The organism is Bifidobacterium sp. ESL0827 (genome assembly GCF_052606685.1).
Genome location: NZ_CP199597.1, coordinates 1,955,072 through 1,979,197, shown reverse-complemented (window position 1 = coordinate 1,979,197; position 24,126 = coordinate 1,955,072). Strand labels below are relative to the sequence as shown.

At 55.5% G+C, this 24,126-nt stretch carries 20 protein-coding genes; 16 read left to right on the top strand and 4 right to left on the bottom strand.

The features are described from left to right. Positions 1-8 precede the first annotated feature (8 nt). Complete coding sequence (locus tag ACUIAI_RS07985) at positions 9-1,001, bottom strand: nucleoside hydrolase (protein WP_445342090.1); 993 nt, start codon at positions 999-1,001, stop codon at positions 9-11. 273 nt (positions 1,002-1,274) lie between these two features. Here ACUIAI_RS07985 and fbaA point away from each other — a divergent pair, with 273 nt between their 5' ends. The 3 genes from fbaA (at position 1,275) to ACUIAI_RS07970 (ending at position 4,634) form a co-directional block, all read left to right on the top strand. Beyond that, positions 1,275-2,339, top strand: coding sequence for a class II fructose-bisphosphate aldolase (fbaA, locus tag ACUIAI_RS07980; protein ID WP_445342089.1), 1,065 nt, complete (start codon positions 1,275-1,277; stop codon positions 2,337-2,339). Continuing rightward, entirely contained in the window at positions 2,336-3,190 is an 855-nt protein-coding gene (locus ACUIAI_RS07975) for a lysostaphin resistance A-like protein (RefSeq protein WP_445342088.1), read from the top strand. The genes fbaA and ACUIAI_RS07975 overlap by 4 nt, the downstream gene beginning before the upstream one ends. Positions 3,191-3,332: 142 nt before the next feature. After that, a complete protein-coding gene (locus ACUIAI_RS07970; protein WP_445342087.1) occupies positions 3,333-4,634 on the top strand; it encodes an adenylosuccinate synthase in 1,302 nt (433 codons plus the stop codon). Positions 4,635-4,707: 73 nt separating this feature from the next. On the opposite strand, the gene ACUIAI_RS07965 is transcribed toward ACUIAI_RS07970, so the two are convergent. Continuing rightward, the gene (locus tag ACUIAI_RS07965; protein ID WP_445342086.1) at positions 4,708-5,745 is read right to left on the bottom strand and encodes a LacI family DNA-binding transcriptional regulator; all 1,038 of its coding nucleotides are present in this window, start codon (positions 5,743-5,745) and stop codon (positions 4,708-4,710) included. Between the two features lie 319 nt (positions 5,746-6,064). On the opposite strand from ACUIAI_RS07965, the gene ACUIAI_RS07960 reads away from it, so the two are divergent. The 11 genes from ACUIAI_RS07960 to ACUIAI_RS07910 all read left to right on the top strand — a co-directional run bounded on the left by ACUIAI_RS07960 (position 6,065) and on the right by ACUIAI_RS07910 (position 19,290). Beyond that, positions 6,065-7,402, top strand: coding sequence for an ABC transporter substrate-binding protein (locus tag ACUIAI_RS07960; protein WP_445342852.1), 1,338 nt, complete (start codon positions 6,065-6,067; stop codon positions 7,400-7,402). Positions 7,403-7,485: 83 nt separating this feature from the next. Then, positions 7,486-8,355 (top strand): carbohydrate ABC transporter permease, encoded by an 870-nt coding sequence (locus ACUIAI_RS07955; RefSeq protein WP_110413698.1) that lies wholly within the window; start codon positions 7,486-7,488, stop codon positions 8,353-8,355. Continuing rightward, a complete protein-coding gene (locus tag ACUIAI_RS07950) occupies positions 8,352-9,176 on the top strand; it encodes a carbohydrate ABC transporter permease (protein WP_015022642.1) in 825 nt (274 codons plus the stop codon). Before ACUIAI_RS07955 ends, ACUIAI_RS07950 begins: the two co-directional genes overlap by 4 nt. 20 nt (positions 9,177-9,196) lie before the next feature. After that, on the top strand, positions 9,197-10,861 hold the full coding sequence (locus ACUIAI_RS07945) for a glycoside hydrolase family 13 protein (RefSeq protein WP_445342085.1): 1,665 nt from the start codon (positions 9,197-9,199) through the stop codon (positions 10,859-10,861). Positions 10,862-10,901: 40 nt separating this feature from the next. Then, entirely contained in the window at positions 10,902-12,014 is a 1,113-nt protein-coding gene (locus ACUIAI_RS07940; protein WP_445342084.1) for a glycoside hydrolase family 172 protein, read from the top strand. A 35-nt stretch (positions 12,015-12,049) separates the two neighbouring features. Further along, positions 12,050-13,069: an FAD:protein FMN transferase gene (locus ACUIAI_RS07935; protein ID WP_121914889.1), complete on the top strand. Its 1,020-nt coding sequence runs from the start codon at positions 12,050-12,052 to the stop codon at positions 13,067-13,069. A 348-nt stretch (positions 13,070-13,417) separates the two neighbouring features. After that, positions 13,418-14,767 (top strand): MFS transporter, encoded by a 1,350-nt coding sequence (locus tag ACUIAI_RS07930; protein WP_445342083.1) that lies wholly within the window; start codon positions 13,418-13,420, stop codon positions 14,765-14,767. Positions 14,768-14,934: 167 nt separating this feature from the next. Beyond that, entirely contained in the window at positions 14,935-16,221 is a 1,287-nt protein-coding gene (locus ACUIAI_RS07925) for an extracellular solute-binding protein (protein WP_445342082.1), read from the top strand. Between the two features lie 178 nt (positions 16,222-16,399). After that, positions 16,400-17,173, top strand: coding sequence for a carbohydrate ABC transporter permease (locus tag ACUIAI_RS07920; RefSeq protein ID WP_445342851.1), 774 nt, complete (start codon positions 16,400-16,402; stop codon positions 17,171-17,173). A gap of 9 nt (positions 17,174-17,182) precedes the next feature. Beyond that, on the top strand, positions 17,183-18,064 hold the full coding sequence (locus ACUIAI_RS07915) for a carbohydrate ABC transporter permease (protein ID WP_181414967.1): 882 nt from the start codon (positions 17,183-17,185) through the stop codon (positions 18,062-18,064). A 41-nt stretch (positions 18,065-18,105) separates the two neighbouring features. Further along, positions 18,106-19,290: a glycoside hydrolase family 1 protein gene (locus ACUIAI_RS07910; RefSeq protein ID WP_445342081.1), complete on the top strand. Its 1,185-nt coding sequence runs from the start codon at positions 18,106-18,108 to the stop codon at positions 19,288-19,290. On the opposite strand, the gene ACUIAI_RS07905 is transcribed toward ACUIAI_RS07910, so the two are convergent. Then, positions 19,271-20,302, bottom strand: coding sequence for a LacI family DNA-binding transcriptional regulator (locus tag ACUIAI_RS07905; RefSeq protein WP_445342080.1), 1,032 nt, complete (start codon positions 20,300-20,302; stop codon positions 19,271-19,273). The genes ACUIAI_RS07910 and ACUIAI_RS07905 overlap by 20 nt on opposite strands. Positions 20,303-20,468: 166 nt before the next feature. Between ACUIAI_RS07905 and gtfA the strand changes: the two genes are divergently transcribed. Beyond that, a complete protein-coding gene (gene gtfA / locus ACUIAI_RS07900; RefSeq protein WP_445342079.1) occupies positions 20,469-22,049 on the top strand; it encodes a sucrose phosphorylase in 1,581 nt (526 codons plus the stop codon). A gap of 56 nt (positions 22,050-22,105) precedes the next feature. Here the strand turns inward: gtfA and ACUIAI_RS07895 are convergent, their stop codons facing one another. Next, the gene (locus tag ACUIAI_RS07895) at positions 22,106-22,522 is read right to left on the bottom strand and encodes a hypothetical protein (protein WP_110413618.1); all 417 of its coding nucleotides are present in this window, start codon (positions 22,520-22,522) and stop codon (positions 22,106-22,108) included. Positions 22,523-22,804: 282 nt separating this feature from the next. Between ACUIAI_RS07895 and ilvC the strand changes: the two genes are divergently transcribed. Further along, the gene (gene ilvC, locus ACUIAI_RS07890) at positions 22,805-23,854 is read left to right on the top strand and encodes a ketol-acid reductoisomerase (protein WP_015022635.1); all 1,050 of its coding nucleotides are present in this window, start codon (positions 22,805-22,807) and stop codon (positions 23,852-23,854) included. Positions 23,855-24,126 lie beyond the last annotated feature (272 nt).

Here is a 24,126-nt window from a genome sequence, read left to right as displayed (position 1 = left end):
CCGTCCTTCTATCGTTCACTCTCGGTCTTGCGCACCAGGGTTAGGAGCCTGTCCATGAAGCGCCGGGTGAACCGCTCGGTGTCGACCGACAGGGCCACCTTGGTGTTCTTGACCGTGTCCAGAAGCCTGCTGGGATCGCCGATGGTGCGGGCCCGCTGCGGCCCCTCGGTCTCGACCATCAGGTTGGTGGCGAAGGTGGTGACCAGGCTGGGGTCGATGGCCACGGCGGCGGCTAGGGGGTCGTGCAGGTTGCAGCCGCCCAGGTAGACCCCGCTCTCCTTTTCGCTGATGTCGATGTAGTAGTCGGTCATGTCTGCCAGGAAGCGGCCGGCGCTGGTGCCTGTGGCACGCAGGGCCTCAGTGTCCTCGCGGCTCATCAGAGCTTGGGTGGTCACGTCCAGGCCAACCATGGTGATGTCTGCGGTGGTGGCGAAGACCCGGTTGGCGGCCTCGGGATCCTGGTTGATGTTGGCCTCTGCGAAGGGGCCCACGTTGCCCGGCTGGGTCAGGGTGCCGCCCATCATGACGATGCTGATGCGGTCGACGATGTCGGGGGCCTTTTCCAGGGCGGCGGCGATGGTGGTCAGAGCGCCGGTGGGCACCACGACCAGCTCGCCCTTGGGATAGCGGCGGACTGCGTCGATGATGAAGTCCACCGAGCTCTGCTGGCTGGCTTGTCGGTCGGTCTGTGCGGGGATTTCGATGTTGCCGGTGCCGTTGGCCCCGTGGAAGATCTCGGAGTCCGGCGGAACGCTGAATGAGTCGGCCGTGCTGGGATGATCGATCCCCTTGAAAACCGGGATGTCCTCCCTACCGTACATGGCCAGCAGCCGCAGATCGTTGTCGACGCCCCGGTCGAGCACCACGTTGCCGTAGGTGCCGGTGATTCCAATCAGTTCGGCGTCCGGGGATCCCAGAACGTAGGACAGAGCCAGCGTGTCGTCGATGCCAGTGTCCAGATCCAGGATGATCTTGCGGACAGTTTCCTTGTTTGCTGACACGTTGGTCTCCTTCCCAGAAGGATGGGCGGCCCCAACCTTCTGCTTACCTATGTCGTGCCTTCCCTAGGCTGATTCGTTACTGCCGTGAAACAAACAACCTGTTTGATGTAACGTTTCATCAAACTGTACGGAGTTAACCTACCTGTGGCGAGGAGGCTTGTCAAAGCGCGTCGGGGGGTGTTCGCCATCAGGGCAGAGACCCTCAAATCTATCGGTGATCATGCATTCGCGGGTTGACGGCTGTTTTTCTGTGCAGTCGACGATAATGAGGGTATGACTTTAGCGACTCCTGAACAGTATGTGGCGATGCTTGATGCGGCCAGACGGGGGTCCTACGCCTATCCCGCCATCAATGTGACCAGCAGCCAGACTCTGAATGCGACCTTGCAGGGGCTGGACGAAGCCCAGTCCGACGGAATCATCCAGGTCTCCGTGGGAGGTGCCGCCTACCTGTCCGGACAGCGCCTGGCCGACCGGGTGGCTGGCTCCATCGCCTTTGCCAAGTTCGCCCACGAAGTGATCGCCCGCTATCCAAGCATCACCGTGGCCCTGCATACGGACCACTGCGCCCCGCAATATCTTGAAGAGTGGGTAAGGCCCCTGCTGGCCTACGAGAAGGAGCAGGTGGCTCACTGTCAGGAACCGCTCTTCCAGTCGCACATGTGGGACGGTTCTGGCCTGCCCTTGCGGGAGAATTTGGCCACGGCGGCAGAGCTGCTGGAGCAGTCCCGCGCCGCCCACACCGTTTTGGAGATCGAAGTGGGAACAGTCGGCGGCGAGGAGGACGGTCACTCGGCGGCTATCGACCAACGGCTCTATTCCTCGTCCGATGATGGCCCCAGGGTGGTCGATGCCCTGGGTCTGGGTGAGCGCGGCCGCTACATGGTGGCTTTCACTTTCGGCAACGTGCACGGGTCCTACAAGCCCGGTGTGGTCAAGCTAAGGCCCGATCTGCTGGGGCAGATCCAGGCCAGGACGGCCAGAGCCATATCCGATGGGGAGGTTAGCGGTATCCCCGCGCCGAGCGCCCCTGCCAACAAGCCCTTCCTGCTGGTCTTCCACGGGGGCTCTGGCTCGCAGCCGGAGGAGATCGCCTCGGCCGTCGCTCATGGTGTGGTCAAGATGAATGTGGATACTGACACTCAGTACGCCTTTACCAGGGCCGTGGCAGGGCACATGTTCACTAACTACGACAAGGTCCTCAAGGTGGACGGGGAGGTTGGCGAAAAGAGCGAGTACGACCCCCGTTCTTGGGGACGCCAGGCCGAGGACGAGATGGCGGCGCGCGTGGTCCAGGCTTGCCAGCAGCTGGGCAGTGCAGGACGGGCCATGCGATGAAACGGCATACGCGTTCCAAACCACGCCAGCCCAGACAGGGAATACACAAGACTGCAGCTTGGGGACTTCTTGGATTCGGTGTATTGCTGATGCTTGATTCCTCAACGACCCCGATGATCGGCCGTCCCTTATGGGCCCAATGGCTGGTGCTATTGGTCGCCATCCTCCTCGTGGGCTTCGGCATCTGGTTTTATGCCAAGGTTGTCATGGTGAGGTGGGCTGAACGTCAGCCTACCGAGTTGACGGCTCATGGTTTCTTCGTCTCCTCGTTGGGCGGACTGGGCATCGGCTTCGGATTGATGGCTCTTTCGGCTTTCATCCTCATAATCCTTGGGTTTTACAGGGTGGATGGTTTCCGCCCATTCGGTGTCTCCCAGATCCTGACCTTAGGAGTTCTGGCTTGCGCGTCGGTTTTTGAAGAACTCATAATGCGGGGCGTGGCTCTCCATGCTTTGGACCGCTGGCTGGGATGGGTACCTGCTCTGATTTTGACTTCGCTTCTTTTCGGGTTCATGCATGCTCTCAACCCTGGGGCTACCCTCTTCTCGTGTCTGGCCATAGCCATCGAAGCCGGTCTTATGCTGGGCTCCATCATGGTATCCAGGCATAATCTCTGGATCTGCATAGGCTTTCATATAGGGTGGAACCTTACTGAGGCCCTGTTGGGAATTCCGGTCTCCGGCCAGAATATATACGGCTTCATGGTCATGAATGTTCAGGGACCGACCCTGCTGACCGGTGGAACATTCGGCATCGAAGCATCCCTGATCCCGGTCATCCTAGGGCTGCTCGTCAGTGCGGCCTTCCTGCTCTGCCGGGGCCGGGACACCATGATTGGCTCCAGGACCTGACCAGTCTTTTCCAATTTTGGATCGGCCCATGCTGATTTGAAAGGCCTGAAAGACCTCCAGCTCCATACATGGGGTTAGGCTCGTCTATGGATGGTCTGCCTTTGTTTTCCTCGAATGGCGGCCAGTGGATAAGGAGCATCGTATGCCGGGAATCGTGATCGTCGGGGCCCAGTGGGGCGACGAGGGCAAGGGCAAGGCAACGGATCTGATCGGCGAGCATATGGACTACGTCGCCAGGTTCAACGGGGGCAACAATGCCGGCCATACCGTGGTGGTGGGCGACCAGGAATACGCCCTCCATCTTCTGCCTTCGGGGATCATTCACCCGGCCATTACCCCGGTCATCGGCAATGGCGTCGTGGTTGACCCGGCCGCCCTCTTCGAGGAGATTGATGGGCTCCAGTCCCGCGGCGTGGACTGCAGCCGGCTGAGGATCAGCGAGTCCGCGCACATCATCGCTCCCTACCATCGGACCTTGGACAAGGTGACCGAGCGCTTCCTGGGCAAGCACAAGATCGGTACAACAGGCCGCGGAATCGGCCCGGCCTATGCCGACAAGATCAACCGTGTGGGCATTCGTGTGCACGATCTGTTCAATGTCGACCACCTGCGCGACAAGGTGGAAGCAAGCCTGCACCAGAAGAACCAGATGCTGGTCAAGCTCTACAACCGCCGGGCCATCGAGGTGGAGGCCACCGTTGAAGAACTGGCGGGATACGCCGAGCGGCTCAAGCCCTACGTGGCCAATACCTCGTTGATGCTCAACCAGGCTCTGGAGCAGGGCAAGAACGTCCTCTTCGAGGGGGGACAGGCCACCATGCTGGACGTGGACCATGGCACCTACCCCTTTGTCACCTCATCCAACTGCACAGCCGGGGGCGCCTGCACCGGCACTGGCGTGGGACCGACCAAGATCGACCGGGTGGTCGGCGTGGCCAAGGCCTATGTGACCCGCGTGGGAGAGGGGCCCTTCCCCACGGAGCTGGACAACGAGCAGGGCGAATGGCTGCGCCGTCAGGGCCACGAGTACGGGGTGACCACCGGCCGCTCCCGCCGCTGCGGCTGGTTCGATGCGCTGGTCAGCAGGTATGCGGTGCAGATCAATGGCCTGACCGACATCGTGCTGACCAAGCTGGATGTCCTCTCTGGCCTGGAGACCATTCCGGTCTGCGTGGGCTATGACATCACCCGGTCCGATGGCGCCCGCGTCAGGATGGATCAGATGCCCGTGGACCAGGCTGAGTTCCAATCCGCCCAGCCGGTATACGAGGAGCTGCCGGGCTGGCGCGAGGACATCTCCGGTGCCAAGAGCTTCGACGAGTTCCCGACCAAGGCCAAGGACTACATCCATCGCCTGGAGGATCTGTCCGGCTGCCGCATCTCGGCTGTGGGTTCAGGCCCGGGCCGCGACCAGATCGTGCAGATCCATTCTCTGATCGACTGAGGAAGATTCATGAGTTTGGCCCTGTCTGCCCGCCTTTCCCGGGGCGGTCAAGAGTCGGGTTCAGCGGCGTGAGTCACTGGCCGCTGATTTTAGGTGCGGGCCCCATGGTCTCCCTCAGTATGAATGTGGCTTTAGCAGTAATACGGCGGTGGGGCAGTTTATTTCCATTGGCCAAGCAAATAGCCATTTGTGCAGCTGTCCGGCCGTAGGCGTTTGGCTCGTGGTGCACTGTTGAAATGCCTAGAGGTCCGGCCAGTTCTCTGTCGTCAAACCCCACCACTGATATGTCATTCGGTACCTGGATTCCCAAACGGCGGAGTTCATGAATCAGGCATATGGCCACTTCGTCGCTGATGCAGCACACTGCTGTCGGGCGTGGGGTCAGTGCCAGAATTGCACTGGCTGCCAGCTTGCCGATGTCTCCTTGGTAGGGGATTGCAATCTCGTAGTCGTCTCTTCTGGGAATGGCTCCCTCTTCAAGTCCAAGGTGGTAGCCGGTTATGCGCTGGTCGGCATCCCAGACGAAGTCCTTGTTGAATTGTGTCCGTTTGAGATATGCGATGTTGGTATGACCGATAGCGATCAGACGGCGAATCAGATCCCTGGTAGTGGTGACTTCGTCGACTCCGATTGATGCATTGCTGTAGCGGTCATCCAAATGCATGGTGTTGACACCTACGATGGGCATGCCGGTGCTGCGCAAGGTTTGCCCCTCTTGGTCGGTAAGGGCAAAGGACGAGATGATCATGGCATCGGCGTTGCGCTTGACTGGCATCGAAGAGAAGAATTCAGCGCGTTGTTTTTTATCTGCTACCCGATAAGACAGCAGGTCATACCCTTCTTCGCAGAGTGCTGAATAGACTCCTTCAGCAAGTTCGGAACTGTACCATCCTGAAAGGTGATTACCGACAATCAGCGCTATTCTGCCTGTCTTACCGCTGCGGAGCCTTGATGCTTCCTTTGAAGCGGTGAATCCAAGCCTTGCGCTCGCTTCAAATACTTTGGCTCTGGTGTTGTCTGAAACACGGTTCTTGCCTTGGAGCGCTCTGGAAACCGTTGATGCAGACACCCCAGCTTCCTTGGCTACATCATAAATAGTCGGCTCTCTCATCTCTTACGCCCCTTGGTTGGTGTCACAGTATGTCGCAGTGTTAGTACAACCGATTTTACAACGGTAACTTCTGATGAACAGAGACGATTAGAGCCGGCCAATGCCGCAATCAGTCATTGTTGTGGTTGGTGAGTCATCGGCAAGCATCCAGGAGGATCGATTTGACATGTGAGGAAGTGTTTTATACACTGTGTGCAACCGATATTACAAATCTATCAATATTAGGAGGATAGGTCACAGTTTATCGTTTATTTGGCATGAATAAAATCGGTTTTACATGTTCATCAGTGTTGTGAACATTTGAGGAGTAGAAACAATGATGAAATCAGTGATTAAGCAAGGTGGCGTGGCCCTGCTTGCAACAGGCATGATTCTTTCGCTTGCAGCGTGTGGGCCAGGTTCCACTGGCTCATCCGAGAGTAGCAATGAGCCGTCCTCAGTCAGTACGGATTTGGGCTCGAAGTCGTATGAGCTTAAACTCTGGGACGGCGCAGGGCTCAAGACAGTAGACGATGCGCTCATCAAGGGGTTCCAGAGCAAATACCCCAACATTCATATCAAGGCAAACTATGATCCGGACAATGTTTCGGCTCAAAATGGACCGCGTGTCATCTCTTCCACCGATGCTCCGGATATAGCGCGCCTGACGGATGTCAACACTGCGGTCAGCGGTCACCATGTGATATCCCTCGAACCGTATGTAAAAGCATACGGATGGAAGGTCCCCAAGTCCCAAACGCAACTGTATAGGGCTGATGCCAAGGGCAGACTCGGTGATGGCGACTTATATGCGCTGCCCAATTCCTATTCGGTTTCAGGCGTGTATGTCAATACCAAGCTGACGGCTAAGGCAGGAATTGCCGATCTTCCCCGCACCTTGGATGAATTTGAATCGGATATGGGCAAAGCTAAGGACGCAGGCCTCATTCCTATGATGACCTATGCGAAGGACGGCGGGACATCATTCGCTTTCCAAGCGATGATGACCAACACTGACTCGGTGCAGTCGGTGCAGGACTGGATATTGCAAAAGCCAAAAGCTGATTTCAGGACCAAGGGTTCAAAGAAGGCGGCGCAAAAACTTCAGGATTGGAATAAAGAGGGGTATTTGCCACAAGGGGTCAATGCCATCGATGCTTCCACTGCCTTAAGCAGATTTACCGCCGGCGAGGGTGTGTTCTTCCCCAGTGGAAACTGGAATTTAGCAACGGTGGCTAAAGCCATGGGTGACGATGTGCAATTCATTCCCTTCCCGGCGAATTCTGCCAATGAGCAGCCAAGCATTGCAGCCAATGCGGGAAGCTTCTTCGGAATTCCTAAGAACTCCCGAAACAAAGACGCAGCAGCCTGCTTCCTCAATTACACGCAGAGTGATGAAGCCCGGCAGATCATAGCGAATGTCAGCGGGTACTACCCGAAGACAGTCGAGGGCCAATCCCTGCCCAAGGCGCAGAGTGCTCTTCAGCGCAGCATGTTTGACTATTACAAGGATGTTTTCGATTCGGGCAGATCGACTGACTTCATCAACAACGCCACAGCTGGAATCCAGTCAAGTGGGTTCATTCCCAACTTCCAGCTCTTGCTCGACAACAGTCTTACCGCTCAGCAGTTTACGGAAAAGATTCAGCAGGAGTACAGCCAAGAGGTGCGGCATTGAGCAAGCATCTCACAAATCGGCAGCGTGCGAGGTCGATATCGGCCTCGCGGGCTGCCGATGCCCTCCCGGCTCGTGGCAGGAGTCTGAGCTCCACCCTGGCAGGTTGGTTGTTTCTGCTTCCCGGGCTGGCCTTCTACCTGGTCTTTGTGTTCTGGCCGATCATTCAGACTGCCTGGTATTCCTTCTATGACTGGAACGGAATTGATGCCAGCACTTGGGTGGGCGTGAAGAATTTCGTCAAGGTCTTCACTGATCCTGTGTTGCTGGGAAGTATAGGGCACTCGTTCTACCTGGTTATCTTCTTCTCGTTGATACCCATCGTTTTGGGAATGATCATCGCATCCTTGATCCGTGATATTCGTGCCAAAGCTGTCAGCACTTTTGCTCAGGTCTGTCTGTTTTTGCCTCGTGTCATCCCTGGAGCGGCGGCGGCCGTGGCTTGGACCTGGATGTTGGCACAGGACGGCATCGTCAATCAGATGCTCAGTGCAATGGGGCTGGGGGAGCACGCCACCTCATGGTTGGGCAACCAGCACACCGCGCTGACGTCAGTCGGCGTCATTGGTTTCTGGTTGCAGCTGGGCTTCTGCATCGTGCTGCTATCGGCCGGCATCGGAGGCATCGATAAATCCTTATATGAAGCGGCCAGCATTGATGGAGCAGGTTGGTGGAGCCAGCTCTGGCATATAACGCTGCCTGGGTTGCGCGGACAGATCGCTGTCTGCCTGACTATGACGGTTGTGGCAGCTCTGGCCAGCTTTGACGTGGTCTTCATGGCCACCCAGGGAGGTCCTGGCTACAGCACGATGGTACCTGGCGTCATGGTATATCGCCTGGCCTTTACGCAGAACCGGGTCGGTCTGGCTTCGGCGCTCGCCCTGGTGCTTATGGTGCTCGTGCTGCTTGTGGTGGGCCCGCTCCAGCGACTGGTGCAGGGAAAGGAGGAAGCGTGAAACAGTCACTCTCTGTGCGTGTGCTCGGGAACCTCACCCTGGCCGTGACTATCATCTTCTCAATACTGCCCTTTGTCAGCATGTTCTCGGCAGCCGTACAGCCGCAGGGTTCCATGCCGCACGGGATCCAATTCACGGCACACCCTCATTGGGAGAACTTTGCAGCTGCCTGGAAGGTAGCGAATATCACCCCCTTGCTGATATCTAGTGCAATCCTTGTCCTCGTTGTAGTGCCGGTTGTGCTCATTTGCTCGGCAATGGGCGGTTACGCCATGGGTTCTCTTCATGTGAAGGGTGGATGGATCGCCTATGGCCTGCTCTTTGTCGGTCTGACTCTGCCCTTCGAAGTGCTCGTTACTCCTCTTTACTATGAAATCCAATCCATGGGGCTGCTCAATACCAGATGGGCGCTCATCTTGCCGATGATCGGGCTCAACATGCCATTTGGCATGGTCTGGATGCAAGCCTATTTCTCGCAGATGCCCAAGGATCTGATTGAGGCGGCAAGCATCGACGGTGCTAACCATTTCAGAATCTTCCGCAGTATTCAATTACCCTTGGTCGTTCCTGCCCTGTCTTCATTGGGCATACTGACCTTCTTGGCTACATGGAACCAATTCCTTCTTGCCGTCGTCCTCATTGACGACCCAACCAAGCGGACTATGGCCGGTGCGTTGCAGTCTTTCGTTGGTCAGTATTCCACTGATGTGGTCCTTTTGAATGCGGGCTCTCTGTTGATCATGGCGCCGACAATGATACTGTTCATTTTCCTGCAAAGATACTTCATCAAGGCCATGCTGGATGGATCGGTAAAGGGCTGAGAGTCGTGACAATAGATAACATGCATGATCCGGACTGGTGGAGGTCTGCCGTCGTCTACCAGATTTATCCTAGGTCCTTCCGAGATTCCGACAATGACGGCATAGGGGACCTGCGAGGAATTGAGAGTGGGCTGGAGTATCTGGCTGATCTTGGTGTGGATGCAATCTGGCTGAGTCCCTTCTATCCCTCTCCTATGGTCGACGGTGGTTATGATGTAGCCGACTATAGGGATGTGGATCCCCAACTGGGCACGCTGGCGGATTTTGATTCGATGATGGAGCATGCCCATTCCCTCGGCATCAAGGTCATCATCGATATCGTGCCTAATCATTGCTCGGACCAGCATCCCTGGTTCAGGCAGGCCTTGGAAGAAGGACCTGAATCGTCCATGAGGTCCAGGTTCGTCTTTCGGCGAGGACGTGGGAGACATGCCGAGTTGCCGCCGACCAATTGGCGTTCTGAATTTGGCGGCAGCGCCTGGGAGCCCTGCGGATCCGGTTGGTATTACCTTCATTTGTTTTCCAAGGAACAGCCTGATTTCAACTGGGACAATCCAAGCGTACGGGAGGAATTCCTTTCGGTTCTTCGATTCTGGAGCGACAGAGGGGTCGATGGTTTCCGTGTGGACGTATCGCATGGGTTGGCCAAAGACCTTCATGATCCTCTTCGTGACAGACCGGATCCGGAGGTCATGGCGCCTATGTGCGATGACGGCAGCGATCCATTGTTCGACAGAGATGAAGTCCATGAGATTTATAGATCGTGGCGGACGGTCTTGAACCAATACGATCCTCCCCGCATGGCCGTGGGGGAGTCCTGGACTCCTATCACTGACCGGGTCTTTGCATATGCACGCTCGGATGAGCTTGGATCGGTCTTCGATTTCTCATTAGCAAAGGCTTCTTGGAATTTGGATGAGTATGCGTCAGCCATAACCAGGACATGCCGCGGTTTCAAGAAAGTCGGAGCCACGCCCAGCTGGGTCCTTGGCAATCATGATGTCCCAAGGCTGGCTTCGCGGTTGGCTCTGCCCAAGGGTGTCGATGAACTCGCTTGGGTGGCTTCGAATGGAACTGATCCCGTTGTTGATCGCGAGGTCGGGTTACGGAGAGCACGGTCTGCCGCGATGATCATGCTGGCTCTGCCGGGAACCGCATACATCTATCAAGGCGATGAGTTGGGGCTGCCGGAAGTCACCGACCTTAAGTCGACAGATATCCGCGATCCTCAGTGGGAACGATCCGGGCACCGAATCAAAGGGAGGGATGGATGTCGTGTGCCGATTCCATGGACGAGCGAGCATGACAAATCCTTCGGCTTCAATAAGGGTGCTGCCCCATGGCTACCGCAGCCTGCTTGGTTTGATGACTACTCCGTAGAGTCTGAAATGCGATCGGACAAGTCGGCTCGTTCCCTGATTAAAACGGCTCTGGCTTTGCGCAGCAAGTGGGTCGAAGATGATATGGATGTGAAGGTTAACGTTGTCGATGACGGGCTGACCCACACCTTAGAACTAATCTTGGCTTCCGGCTTGAGGAGCATGACTAATTTTGGTAGGTCGTCGGTGAGGTTGCCGGTCTCGGCCAAGTGTTTGTTGAATAGCAGTGTCGTTGAATCAGCAAATGGAGCGGTTTGGCTCGCGCCTGATGCCACGATCTGGTATACGACAAAGATATGCGAGTGACAGATACGTGATGACGGATGTCGGCATAGAAAGGATGGGTATGCGTTCGCAGCTGGCAGGAGATCCATTGGGGCTGGCGCTCGTCAAATCCAGCGTAAGCAGGTCGATTAATGCTGAAAATCCCCGTGGCGAGAAAGGTCGGGGAGCCATGTCAGCAGGAGAGCTTGGCCCAGGCAGGAAGGGCAGCCCCTGCATCAGGAATCTGGAGCCAGGTTCGTCTGTGGTATTGGCTGATATTGAAGGTACAGGGGTCATTAATCATCTGTGGTTCACAGTGGCGGATAGAACCAGTGATGCGGATCGATATGTTCTGCGTGATCTTGTGCTCAGGATTTACTGGGATGATGAGCAGACTCCCTCGGTTGAGTGCCCCCTGGGTGATTTCTTCTGCTGTGGCTTTGGCCAGGTCTGTCGAGTCAACTCCCTGCCCGTACAAGTGGTGCCGACAGGAGGGATGAACGCCTACTTCCCCATGCCGTTTGGCAGACACGCCCGTCTCGTTTTGGAAAACCAGCATGTGAATGTTGTGCCTGCCTTGTTCTACCAGATCGATTACTCGTTGCAGGACGATCCGCTGCCAGCGAGTACGGGGTATTTCCATGCCCAATGGCGCAGGCAAAAAGTAACTGTTCCTGGACAGGACTACGTCGTTCTGGACGGGGTCCGGGGCAGAGGCCAGTACATAGGAACCTATCTGGCCTTGAGTGTGCTTGAACGCTACTGGTGGGGAGAAGGTGAATTCAAATTCTATATCGATGGGGACGAGGCATACCCAACGATATGCAGCACTGGCACTGAAGATTATTTTGGAGGAGCTTGGAGTTTTGCCGTTCCTAGTGCTGAAGGGACCAGTGAACAGACATACTGTGCGCCCTTCTGCGGGTATCCCTTCTATAGCAACCATGATTACTCGATTCGCAATCCCTATCACAATGATGATTGCCCTCCAATGCGGGGGTTGTATCGGTGGCATATACCAGATCCGATCCGATTCGAACAAGATCTACGCGTCACTTGGCAACAAATTGGGTCCGGTTTCCAAGGCGCTTTTGAACGAAGCGATGATGTGTCCACAGTAGCCTATTGGTACCAGTTGGAACCTCATGGCGATTTTCCTGCTCTTCCCTTAGCACGTGATCGATGGCCGCGTTGACGCGAAGGAAGAGTGCTGGAGAATAGAATCGCTGTATGGCACATGCTTTGTCTTCTGCAGACCATGGTTCTGGTTCCTTGGGCGGTCTGGAATCTCTGCCATATGTTCTGAGCTTTCCCCAGGCCCTGGGTACAGGAATCATCATCAATACGGCAAAACTGGTGCCAGCCGAGCTTCATAAGAGAATGGCGGATCTGATAGAGGATTATGAGTCGGCGCTTTCCCGATTCCGTAGCGATTCATTGCTCGCTTCCATGGCAAAGGCTGATAATGGCGGAGAATTTGTTTTTCCTTCGTACTGCTGTCCTCTTTTTGAATTGTATGACCGGTTTTATGCCTTGACTGAGGGGCGGCTTGACCCTGCCGTGGGTGCTGACCTGGTGGCACTTGGTTACGGTCCGGATATGAGTTTCGTTATGCAGGCAGGCGCTTTGGGAAAATTGGGGCGCATACATGGTCGTCCAACCTGGGCTCATGATGTTCGGCGAAACGGAGCGACCTTGATAACGGCAGGTCCGATCCACCTGGACTTCGGGGCCATAGGCAAGGGGTTTCTAGTTGATCTGTTGGGCGCCTTCTTGGCGGATGCTGGCGAGTATGTGATCGATGCGGGGGGCGATATGGGGGTGCAGACGTCAATTCCGATCACTGTTGCCATGGAGGATCCCGATGATCAAGCAAATGCGGTGGGTGTCGTCTCGCTGTCATCGGGTGCTTTGTGTGCTTCGGCTCCCAGTCGCAGGCATTGGACCTCTCGCTACGAAAGGGATGGTGAAGCTGGTCTTATCAGTCTCCACCATATTCTCAATGCAATTGACGGTACGCCCGTGCGGCAGGTTCTTGCTACATGGACGCTTGTCGGTTCTGGCTCTTTTCCCGTTGCAGTTGCGGATGGACTGGCGACGGCCCTATTCCTGATGGATCCGTCGGTTCTGGCGCTTCATGTGGATTATTCCTGCGCTGTGCTTCGTTCGGATCGACGGTTCATCGTCTCATCCGCATTTCCTGGTGAGGTGTTCACCAACTTGGATAGTCATCCTATAGCGTCGCGATGAATCTGCCGTTTCGCATATTGGACTATCAGGCACCAATTCAGGTAGTCGGATTTATGGTCAGAGACATTGCGGATGGTGGTTTCATCTGCTGGAAGACGATGGAAGGAGGTTTGCTGCGATGACGTGGAAGTATAGTACGGCAAGTGTTAGTGCCCTGTCAGTTCGAATTATTAGCCCGTCTTCGCAGGCGGACTGATTCGTCGATCTTCGGATTGCGCGACCCCGCCGGAAGGCAGGGCCGCTAAGTAGATCAACTTCATCTCATCGGATCCTGCTCATGTCGGGATCTTTTCATAAATGCCGGTTAGACAGTTAAAGAAATCGGCTGGAGAGAAAGAGATGATGGTGATGGAGAAACACACAAACGAAGTGGAGAGTCCGAGCGCGGCAAGTAGACCAGCGGTCTCTCGTAGCTCGGTCCGCACAGTCATCGGGGCCTCCATGGTCGGCACGGCCATCGAGTTCTACGATTTCTACGCTTACGGGACGGCTTCAGCCAACTATTTCCCCAAGCTCTTCTTCCCCAAAACCGATCCGACCGTGGCCCTGCTGGCTTCTCTGCTGACCTTCGCCATCGCTTTCATTGCGCGGCCGTTGGGATCCTTGATCTTCGGACACTTTGGGGATCGCCAGGGACGCAAGACCACGCTGGTGGTCTCCCTGCTGACCATGGGGTGTTCCACAGTTCTGATCGGCGTCCTGCCCACCTACGCCACCTGGGGTCTCTGGGCCGTGGCGGTCCTCTGCCTCTGCCGGTTCGTGCAAGGTATCGGCCTGGGCGGCGAGTGGTCCGGCGCGGCCCTGGTGGCCACCGAGAACGCTCCGGAAGGCAAGAGGGCCCTCTATGGCTCCTTCCCTGAGCTGGGCGCCCCCATCGGCTTCTTCCTGGCCAACGGAACCTACTTCCTGCTGGAGATGTTCTGCACCCCCGAGCAGATGCTGAGCTGGGGCTGGCGCGTGCCCTTCCTGCTCTCCGCCATCTTGGTGGTCGTGGGGCTGGCCGTGCGCGTCTCCATGCAGGAGACCCCCATCTTCCAGATGGCCCTGGATCAGCAGAAGGTCGTCAAGACCCCGCTGTTGGAGGTCTTCCGCAAGAGCTGGCGCCAGGTGCTCCAGGCCACCTTCCTGGTCGCGGTCACCTACACCCTCTTCTACACCCTGGCCACCTGGTCCCTGGCCTATGGCACCAAGCCCAAGTCCCAGGGCGGCGGCGGACTGGGCTTCACCAACCAGGAGTACCTGCTCATGCTCATGGTCTCCATCCTGGTCTTCGCCCTCTTCATCGTGCTGGCCTGCGTCTATGCGGACCGCATCGGCCGTCGCCGGGTGCTGATCGGCAGCTCCGTCATGCTGGTGGTCTTCAGCCTGGTCTTCCCCTACCTGCTCATGGCCCATCACAACACCTTCCAGGTCATGGTCTTCCTCTGCGTCGGGTTCGCCCTGATGGGCATTGCCTTCGGGCCCATCGGCGCTTTCCTGCCGGAGCTCTTTGACGCCAATGTGCGCTACTCGGGTTCCGGTATCGGTTATAACTTGGCGGCCATCGTGGGCGCGGCCTTCGTGCCTACCATCGCCACCTGGCTCTCCTCCCACTGGGGAGTGCGCTCGGTCGGGCTCTACCTGGCCGTCATGGCGGTCTGCTGCCTGGTGGCAGTGCTGACCTGCCACGAAACCAAGGATGTGGACTTCACCAAGTAGTTTTCGTTTTCTCCCGTAAGATTCATAGGAATCTCAACAAGATGGCGGCCTTAAGAGGCCGCCATCTTTTCTGCGATCCACCCTGGTCTTGATTGACATAGTAATGCCTAATCGTTTATACTAAACAAGCTATCTAAGCGTTTAGCTACCTGAGCAAGGAGGTTCAGATGAGATCGCGGTTGACGATGGTGGTAGCCGGAATAACGAGCATTGCTGCTATGGTTTCCTTGGCTGCATGTGGCCGTACAGCTGATTCTGGAGCAGAAAAGGACAACACGGCAGTATCTCATATCGGTGACTCCAAGGCCAGTGGTCAATTGACCATTTGGGCCATGGGCAACGAGGGTGAGAAGATGAACGGCTTCGTAAAGAAGTTCGAGCAGCAGAATCCCGATGTAAAGATATCCGTCACTTCCATTCCTTGGTCCAGTTACAAGGACAAGTTCCAAACGGCCATAGCAGCAGGTACTGGTCCGGATGTAGCCATGATGGGCAACACTGACATGGCTACCTACTCAAAAGCATTGTCCGCGGTGCCGGCTGACCTGGACATGAGCGATCTGAATGCCGGGCTTAAGGCCAGTGGCAAGGTCGGCAAGACTCAGCTTGGAGTGCCCATGTATGTTGACACCCGAGTGCTGTATTACCGTACCGACATTGCCAAACAGGCCGGCTGGGATCATGCGCCAAAGAGCTGGGATGAGCTCAAGGCTATGTCCAGCGATTTGAAGAAGGCCGATGGAGTGAAGTACGGATTCTTCATGTTCCCTACAGGGACTGACAGCTTCCAAGGCATGTCGCCTTTTGCCTTCTCGGATGGGGCCCAGTTTGTCAGCAAGGACAATAAGGCTTATACCTTCGACACTCCCGAATTGAAAGACGCTCTGAAGTACACGACCAGCCTTTTCAAGGATGGGCTAGCGGATGTGAATGCTGATGTTACCCCAGGTTCCAACATGCAGCAGTTCGTCTCAGGTGCAACACCGATGATGATCGAGGGCCCAACGGCTGCTGGTCAGATTGAGGAGCTTGGCGGGCCAGGCTTCGCAGACAAGTACGCCACTGCTGTGGTGCCTGCCAAGAAGTCGTCAACTTCTTTTGTCGGGGGTTGCAATTGGGCGGTTTTCAAAACATCGAAGAACAAGCAGTCAGCATGGAAGTTCATCCAGTGGTTTGCGCAGCCGCAGACCCAAGTTGATTGGTATAAGGCTACTGCCGATCTTCCGGCCTCAGGCAAAGCATGGAAAGACAAGGAACTTGCAGGTAATGTCAAGCTGCAGGCATTCGAAGAGCAGCTCAAGCATGTTCACTCCATGCCAGTCACCTTCACATGGGGCGAGATGGGCAAAACCGCAGATACCATCTATGAGAAAATGAACAGGGGAACCGTATCCGTCGAGGATGGTCTTAAGGAGTTGCAGCAACAGGCTGACTCCATAGGGACAGGAATGTAGCTCTGCTATGAATTCTTCGTCGCGTATCCGTGCAGAACGAAGACGATCCATGAAGGCGAGCGGGTCGTCGATGAGACTCGCTCGCCGCAGAAGGACTCTGGTCGCCTGGGGGTTCTCGCTGCCGTTCGTGATTGTCTTTGCTATATTTATGCTGATTCCTTTGGCTACTTCGCTGGTGATGTCGTTTACTGACATCACTGCCAGGGATATCCAAACACCCTTTAACGTCAACTTCATGGGGCTGAGCAATTACTTTAAGTTGTTCCGGGACCCCAGGTACTTGCATTCCCTGGGGACTACAGGCATATTCGTGGTTGTCGGGCTTCCGCTGACCATGGTTGTTGCCCTAGCCTTCGCAGTTGCGCTCAATAAGGGGCTCAAGCATGTCAACGCTTTCTTCCGTGCCTTGTTCTATGCTCCCGTGGTTGCGAGCACTGTGGCAGTCTCGGTGGTGTGGCGCTACATCCTGCAAAAAGATGGTCTGCTAAACACCCTTCTTGCAATTATCGGAGTCCAGGGCCCTGACTGGCTGCATGATACCAGGACGGCCCTGCCGGCCTTGATGGTCATGACCTTATGGCGGAACATGGGCACCCTGATGATCATCTTTTTAGCTGGTCTGCAGGCCATACCTGAAGAGGTTCTCGAAGCCGCAGAGATGGATGGTGCATCGGAATGGCGCAAGTTCCGCAGCATCACTCTTCCTCTGCTTCGGCCCACCCTTCTCCTTGGCGCCGTCCTGCAATCGGTGCTTTACTTGCAGTTCTTTGAAGAATCCTTCGTCATGACCCAGGGAGGTCCTTTGGATTCAACCCTTTCGGCCTCCTATTACATTTATGAAAAGTTTGGATTCGGGCAGTATGGTATGTCGTCGGCGGCAAGCTATGTGCTCTTCGCCATCATCGCCTTGGTGAGTCTGCTCCAGTTCAGAATTCTCAAGTCTGAAGATTAGGAGGGGAATATGTCAACCGCTGCAGTAACGATGTCGCCGGAAATATCAGAGAACAAACCGAGTCTGTGGACGAGATTTCGAAAGGCCCATGGCATTACCTATGTAGTTCTTTCTTTGGTCGGCATAATCTGGGTCTTTCCCTTTTTCTGGATGGTTCTGGGGTCGCTCAAGACTCAGCGTGAAATTATGGCGGTACCGCCCACACTCTTGCCTAAAAACCCAACCCTGGGTAATTTCACGCAGTGGTTTACTCAGCTTCATTTCGGCAACTATTTTATTAACAGTCTTGTAGTGGCCGTGGTGACGATGCTGGGTAACCTGGTCTTTTGCTCCATGGTCGGGTATGCGCTGGCGAAGATCGACTTCGCAGGCAAGAACGTGCTCTTCCTGCTGGTCATGGTTACGCTCATGGTACCAAGTGTCGCTACTTTTATACCTTTGTTCGTGATCATTTCGAACCTGCATATGCTCAATAGCTATTTCGCGCTCATTCTGCCTTTCCTGACTCAACCCATTGGTGTGTTCCTGATGCGTCAGTTCATGCAGAGTATCCCTGATGCCCTCTTGGAAGCTGGTCGGATAGACGGAGCGGGTGAGTTGCGGATCTTCTTCCAGATAGTTTTGCCGCAGTGCAAGCCGCCTTTGGCCACGCTTGCCGTCTTGACTTTCCTATCTTCTTGGAACAACTTCCTATGGCCCTTGGTTGCTGCCCAGTCCAACAAAATGTACACTTTGCCCGTTGCTCTGTCTCTGTATTCCACGGGGCAAAATGCGACCAACTACAGTGTTCTGCTGGCTGGAGCCGTCCTTGTGGTCACGCCTATCCTGCTGCTGTTCGTCTTCCTTCAGAAATACTTTATCCAAGGTGTGACCATGAGCGGCATCAAGTAAACATCAATTACCAGTTACAGATACAGAGAGGGAAGCAGCCTATGACAGGTGCCTTGCAATTTCCAGATGACTTTATCTGGGGGGCTTCCACGGCCGCTCATCAGGTCGAGGGAAACAATATCAACAGTAATTGGTGGGTTCGCGAGCATGCTGATGGGACTGACATTAAGGAGCCGTCAGGAGATGCCTGCGATAGCTATCATCGGTATGATGAAGATATATCACTATTGGCAAATTCGGGTTTGCAGATGTACCGATTCTCCATTGAGTGGGCTCGGATTGAGCCGGAGGAGGGTTGCTTCTCCCAAGCTGAGCTGATGCACTATGCCCGGATGATCGAATCTTGCAGGGCGCATGGCGTGGAGCCCATGGTGACCCTTCACCACTTCACCGTTCCAAGGTGGTTTGCCGCCAAGGGTGGTTGGAGCAATCCCTCCGCACCGGACCTATTCGTTCGTTACGTTCGTTTTGTTCTTCCGATCTTGGATGGGGTCACCTGGATCTGTACCATCAATGAGCCCAACATGGTTGCCATGACTCAGGGAGGGGAGACCGGAGAGGATATGGCTGCTTCCTCCCTCCCGGAGCCGAGCGAGAAGATAGCACGTATCATTCTGCAGGCCCATCTTCAGGCTTCTGCTCTGCTCAGACAGGACAGATCCAAACGTGTGGGATGGTCGGTTGCTGCTCAGGCTTTTCATGCCATGCCGGGCTGTGAGCAGGAAACTAGCGATTACGCCTATTGGCGCGAGACTTTTTTCTTCGAGCACGCGGCTGGAGATGATTGGGTCGGTGTGCAGGCCTATCTGCGTACATTCATCGGCAAAAATGGACCGCTGCCGGTTCCTGCAGAAGCTGAAAAGACTAAGAACGGGTGGGAATACTTTCCTCCTGCCTTGGGAATTGGCGTGCAGACTGCCTGGAATCTGACCGGTGGCGTTCCGGTCTTCGTGACTGAGAATGGCTTGGCCACTGATAATGACGCCCGCAGGATCGACTACACTCACGATGCTCTTGTGGGTCTCAAGAAGGCTATGGACCTGGGGATTGATGTTTTGGGTTATCTTCACTGGTCATTGCTCGACAACTATGAGTGGGGTTCATACGATCCAACATTTGGTCTTATCAGCGTGGACCGCAAGACATTCAAGCGAACTCCCAAGCCTTCTTTGACTTGGCTGGGTCAGGTCGCCAGGACAGGTACGCTCAACGTCCCTCGTCCCTAGGAGCCGGACCGGTGGTGGCCCTGTCGATGATATGGGTCTTGACCTGTGTGTGCGGTTCGGTTAAGGGTGAGCCGTCGATGAGCTGCAGGGCCTTTCTGGCGGCCTCGGCTCCTATGTCTCTGGCCGGCTGGGCTACTGAAGACAAGCCGGCCAGAGCGGCCACATCCGAGGAGTCGAATCCCATGATCGAGACGACGTCGGGCACCCTGATCTCAGCCTGGCGCAGTTCAGACAGAAGAGCCAAGGCGCAATCGTCAGACCAGGCGCAGATGGCTGTGGGGGCTGGTGTCATGGAGGCGATCCGATCCGCTGCTGTCCTGGCAGGATGCTCTCTGTCCGGATCCATGGTGAGTACTCCGCAGTCTACCAAGTGGTAGCGGTCGATGGCTTTCTTGTAACCGATAATGCGTTGGTTGGCGCCCCAGGAGTACTCAGGCAAAGGGTTGAATCTGTCGAGAAAGCAGAACCTTGTATGGCCCAGCGATGCCAAGTGCTGCACTGCTTCAATTTCGGATTCGCAATCGTCTATACGGATGGATCCCTGACTGAACGATGTGGCACCTGAGTGGATCGCGACGATGGGCATGTCCAATTCTTGAAGGGCCTTGGTCTCCTTTTGCGTCAGGGTGAAAGAGACCACGATAATGGCATCGGCGTTGCGCTTGGCGGGAAGATTCCTGAAGAAAGCGGCTCGCTCCTCGCTTGTTCCGGCTCGGTAGATGAGCAGATCGTAGCCATGAGTGCTCAGCACATCATAGACGCCTTCCTGAATGTTCCCATTGAACCAACCGGTTATCTGTTCTCCTATCAGTAGGGCGACTCTTTTGGTCTTTCCACTGACCAGTGCGGCAGCTGATTTCGACGCTGAGTAATTGAGCCTGGCCGCAGCTCTCAACACCCTTTTGCGGGTTTCAGGGGCGACATGAGGCTGATTGCGCAGGGCTTTGGATACTGTGAAGGTCGACACGCCCGCTTCCCGAGCCACATCCTTGATTGTGGCTTGTCTGCTCATGAATCCTCCAGTAGTCCGAGCGAAAATGGCAAGCATATTATTTCCATCTTCGTCCCAGAATCAACGATCGTTTCCGGAGCAGAGATGCAAAGTACTCACTGCATACTATATTAGGCTTATCTAAACGATTAGGTAACACTGTTAGTTGCCGAGCTCAGGAGGACGGATGGACAACAAGGTTCAACTCATTACATATGCAAACAGGTTTGGAGGCGATACCCTGGCCTCCTTGACCAGAGTGTTGCGTACGTATTTTGATGGCGTGTATCAGGGAGTCCACATCCTGCCTTTTTTCACCCCCTACGATGGTGCTGATGCAGGCTTTGATCCCATTGACCATCGTCAGGTGGATCCAAGGCTAGGCACTTGGGACGACGTCGCAGAGCTGAGCCGATCGCACAAAATTATGGTTGACGCTATTGTCAATCACATGTCCTCGGAGTCCGAGCAGTTCCGGGAGGTCATGGCCAAGGGGAAGGCGAGCCCGTATTATTCGATGTTCTTGACCATGTCTTCAGTCTTTCCTGATGGGGCCGACGAAGAAGATCTGGCGCGCATATATCGGCCGCGCCCGGGCCTGCCTTTCACCCACTATACCTGGGCAGGTGAAACCCGGCTGGTTTGGACTACTTTTACCCCACAGCAAGTTGACATCGATACCGATTCGTCCCAGGGATGGGCGTATCTGACATCTATACTTGATCGTTTGGCGGCCAGCAATGTCAGCTACATCCGTTTGGATGCCGTCGGATATGGGGCCAAGCAGGCAGGTACCAGTTGTTTTATGACGCCCAAGACTTTCGACCTCATCACTCGTATCAAGCAGGAAGCAGCCACTCGGGGTTTGGAGACTTTGATTGAGGTCCACTCCAATTATCGCAAGCAGATTGATATAGCCTCTAAAGTCGACAGGGTTTACGATTTCGCCCTGCCGCCTCTGCTGCTGCATTCGATCTTCACCGGAGATATCGCAGCACTGGCCCATTGGATCGAGGTCAGACCGACCAATGCGGTCACTGTCCTGGATACCCATGATGGGATCGGAGTGATAGATATCGGCGCTGACCAGATGGACCGTTCCCTGAAAGGGCTCGTGGATGATGCGGCCGTGGACCAACTGGTCCGGACAATTCACTGCAACACTCACGGCCAATCGGAAGCTGCTACTGGAGCTGCTGCCAGCAACCTGGACCTGTATCAAATCAATACGACCTATTACTCGGCATTGGCTTGCCATGACAGGGCCTACCTGGCTGCAAGAGCCGTTCAGTTCTTCCTTCCAGGGGTGCCTCAGGTTTATTATGTCGGGGCGCTGGCTGGTGCTAATGACATGGCTCTGCTAGCGAGAACCCGCAATGGCCGAGATATCAATAGGCACTATTACACCGAAGAGGAGATTGAGCGGAATCTGACTAGGCCGGTCGTTCGCTCCTTGAACGCTCTCTGTCGATTGCGCAATAAGCTGGATGCCTTCAATGGCACATTCTCTTATCGAATCGATGCGACGCGTAGCGTGCTTCATCTTGTCTGGCAGGGGAAGACTAGTAAGGCTGAACTGATCTTCTGCCCATCCGCCGCTGTCGGCACCTTCCCGGCTCTGCGTGACCGGACGGAGACAGTAGGGAAAAACGGCAGAAGTGTCAACCCCCAATCGTCAGGCGACGATCCCTCTCTTGCCACCTTGGTCTGGTCGGATGCTCAGGGTTCGCACCTATGTCGTGATTTGTTGACAGATCTGGGCGAGTAATCCTTTTAGCCCTTTTCCTGGCATGGGGAGGGGGCTGAGATTGATTTTTCGTCACGTTATGTCAGAGCGGCTTCAAGGTAGGCGTATTCCCAGTTGGTCCGGAGTTGCTTGATGGTCAAAAGTAGTGCGGAAAATTGTGCGTCATTTTGTCCAATTGCTCGCAAGCGAAAGTGAATAGTCCATATTGTGAACCCGTCCGGCGCTCCGCTCTGTAATGGCGATATGGTGCCAGTACTTGGCTCCTGCGGGGAGCTGATTGATGCGAAACAAATGGAGAGGAGGCTTTCAGCGATGACTGCACAGTTCAATTGCTTCTTGGTATTGCTGCGAATTATTAGCTCGTCTTCGCTGATGAGCTGATTCGACGCAGACTCGGATCCTGTCAGCGCAGGCAGGATCCGTAATCGCGATTTTCCGACAATAAGATTCAACATCCTGCCGATGGCGAGATTCAAGTTAGCTGATGAGGCCATACCTGTTCGTGTCGTGAATGTTGACCAATTGATTGTCGGAAAGGAGATGACGCGTATCGGAGCGGCTGGTAGCCGCTTTTCGTCCGAACAATGAGTCGTGGAACTTATGCCAGCCATGTCACGAGTATGGTTGAATGCACAGAAGGTGCATCAGGCAGTTCGATTTCGGCAGACGGACAAAATCCTGCGTTGGGATCGATGAATAGCATCCACTGACTGGAATCAAGTCGTAGAACAATTATGCGTGAAGCGGTTGTAACCGCACATAAAGGAGTGTAGATAATGGCAGCACAGATCTGGTATGAGAAGGATGGGGACCTTTCGGTTCTGGATGGCAAGAAGGTGGCCATCATCGGCTACGGTTCTCAGGGACATGCTCATGCGCTGAACCTGCGTGATTCCGGTGTGGACGTTGTGGTCGGCCTGCGCGCCAACTCCAAGTCGGTGCCCTTCGCCAAGGAGCAGGGTCTGGAGGTCAAGACCGTGCCCGAGGCCACTAAGGAGGCCGACATCGTTATGATCCTGGCCCCCGACCAGTACCAGCGCAACATCTGGCGGGACGACATCGAGCCCAACATCAAGGAGGGTGCGGCAGTCGCCTTCGCCCACGGGTTCAACATCCATTACGGCTACATCAAGCCCAGCGCTGACCACCCGGTCTTCATGGTGGCCCCCAAGGGCCCGGGCCATATCGTCCGTCGTGAGTATGTCGCTGGCCGTGGCGTGCCCGTGGTCGTAGCTGTGGAGCAGGATCCGCGCGGCGACGCCTGGGACATCACCCTGGCCTATGCCAAGGCTCTGGGCGCTCTGCGCGCCGGCGCCATCAAGACCACCTTCAAGGAAGAGACCGAGACCGACCTCTTCGGCGAGCAGGATGTGCTCATGGGCGGCGTCAACCACCTGGTCGAGGCTGGCTTCGAGGTGCTGACCGAGGCTGGCTACCAGCCGGAGATCGCCTACTTCGAGGTCTGCCACGAGCTCAAGATGCTGGTCGACCTGATGAACGAGGGTGGTCTGAACAAGGCCCGTTGGTCCTGCTCCGACACCGCCCAGTACGGCGATTTCACCTCCACCGTGGTGGACGAGTCCACCAAGGACAGGATGCGTCACCAGCTGCAGCGCATTCAGGACGGCTCCTTCGCCAAGGAGTTCATTGACGACCAGGATGCCGGCGCCCCCAAGTTCAAGGAGCTCCAGGAGAAGTACTCCCACGAGAAGATCGAGGAGGTCGGTCCCAAGCTGCGCGCCATGTTCTCTTGGAACAAGGACGTCAAGGATGCCGATGAGGCCCAGTCCTTCACCGGCAAGATCGCCCGTTCCCAGGTGCAGTGACCTCTAGGCTCTGTCGGGAGGACCCTGCCTAGTCCGACTGACCATTAAGCGAGTGGCCGTTCCCTCATCCGGATGCAATGCCGATGAGGGAACGGCCATTTAGTTATCCCTGACATTCATATTTCAGTTGCGCGGTCAGATTGTTCGTTGATCGGATTGGTCATATGGATGTGTGGAATATTCAATGCCAGAGGATATGCGGCGGTGCCCCACGGATGGAACGACCATCTGCGGGGCACCATTGGTTATATGCACCATTTGGTTATATAAGG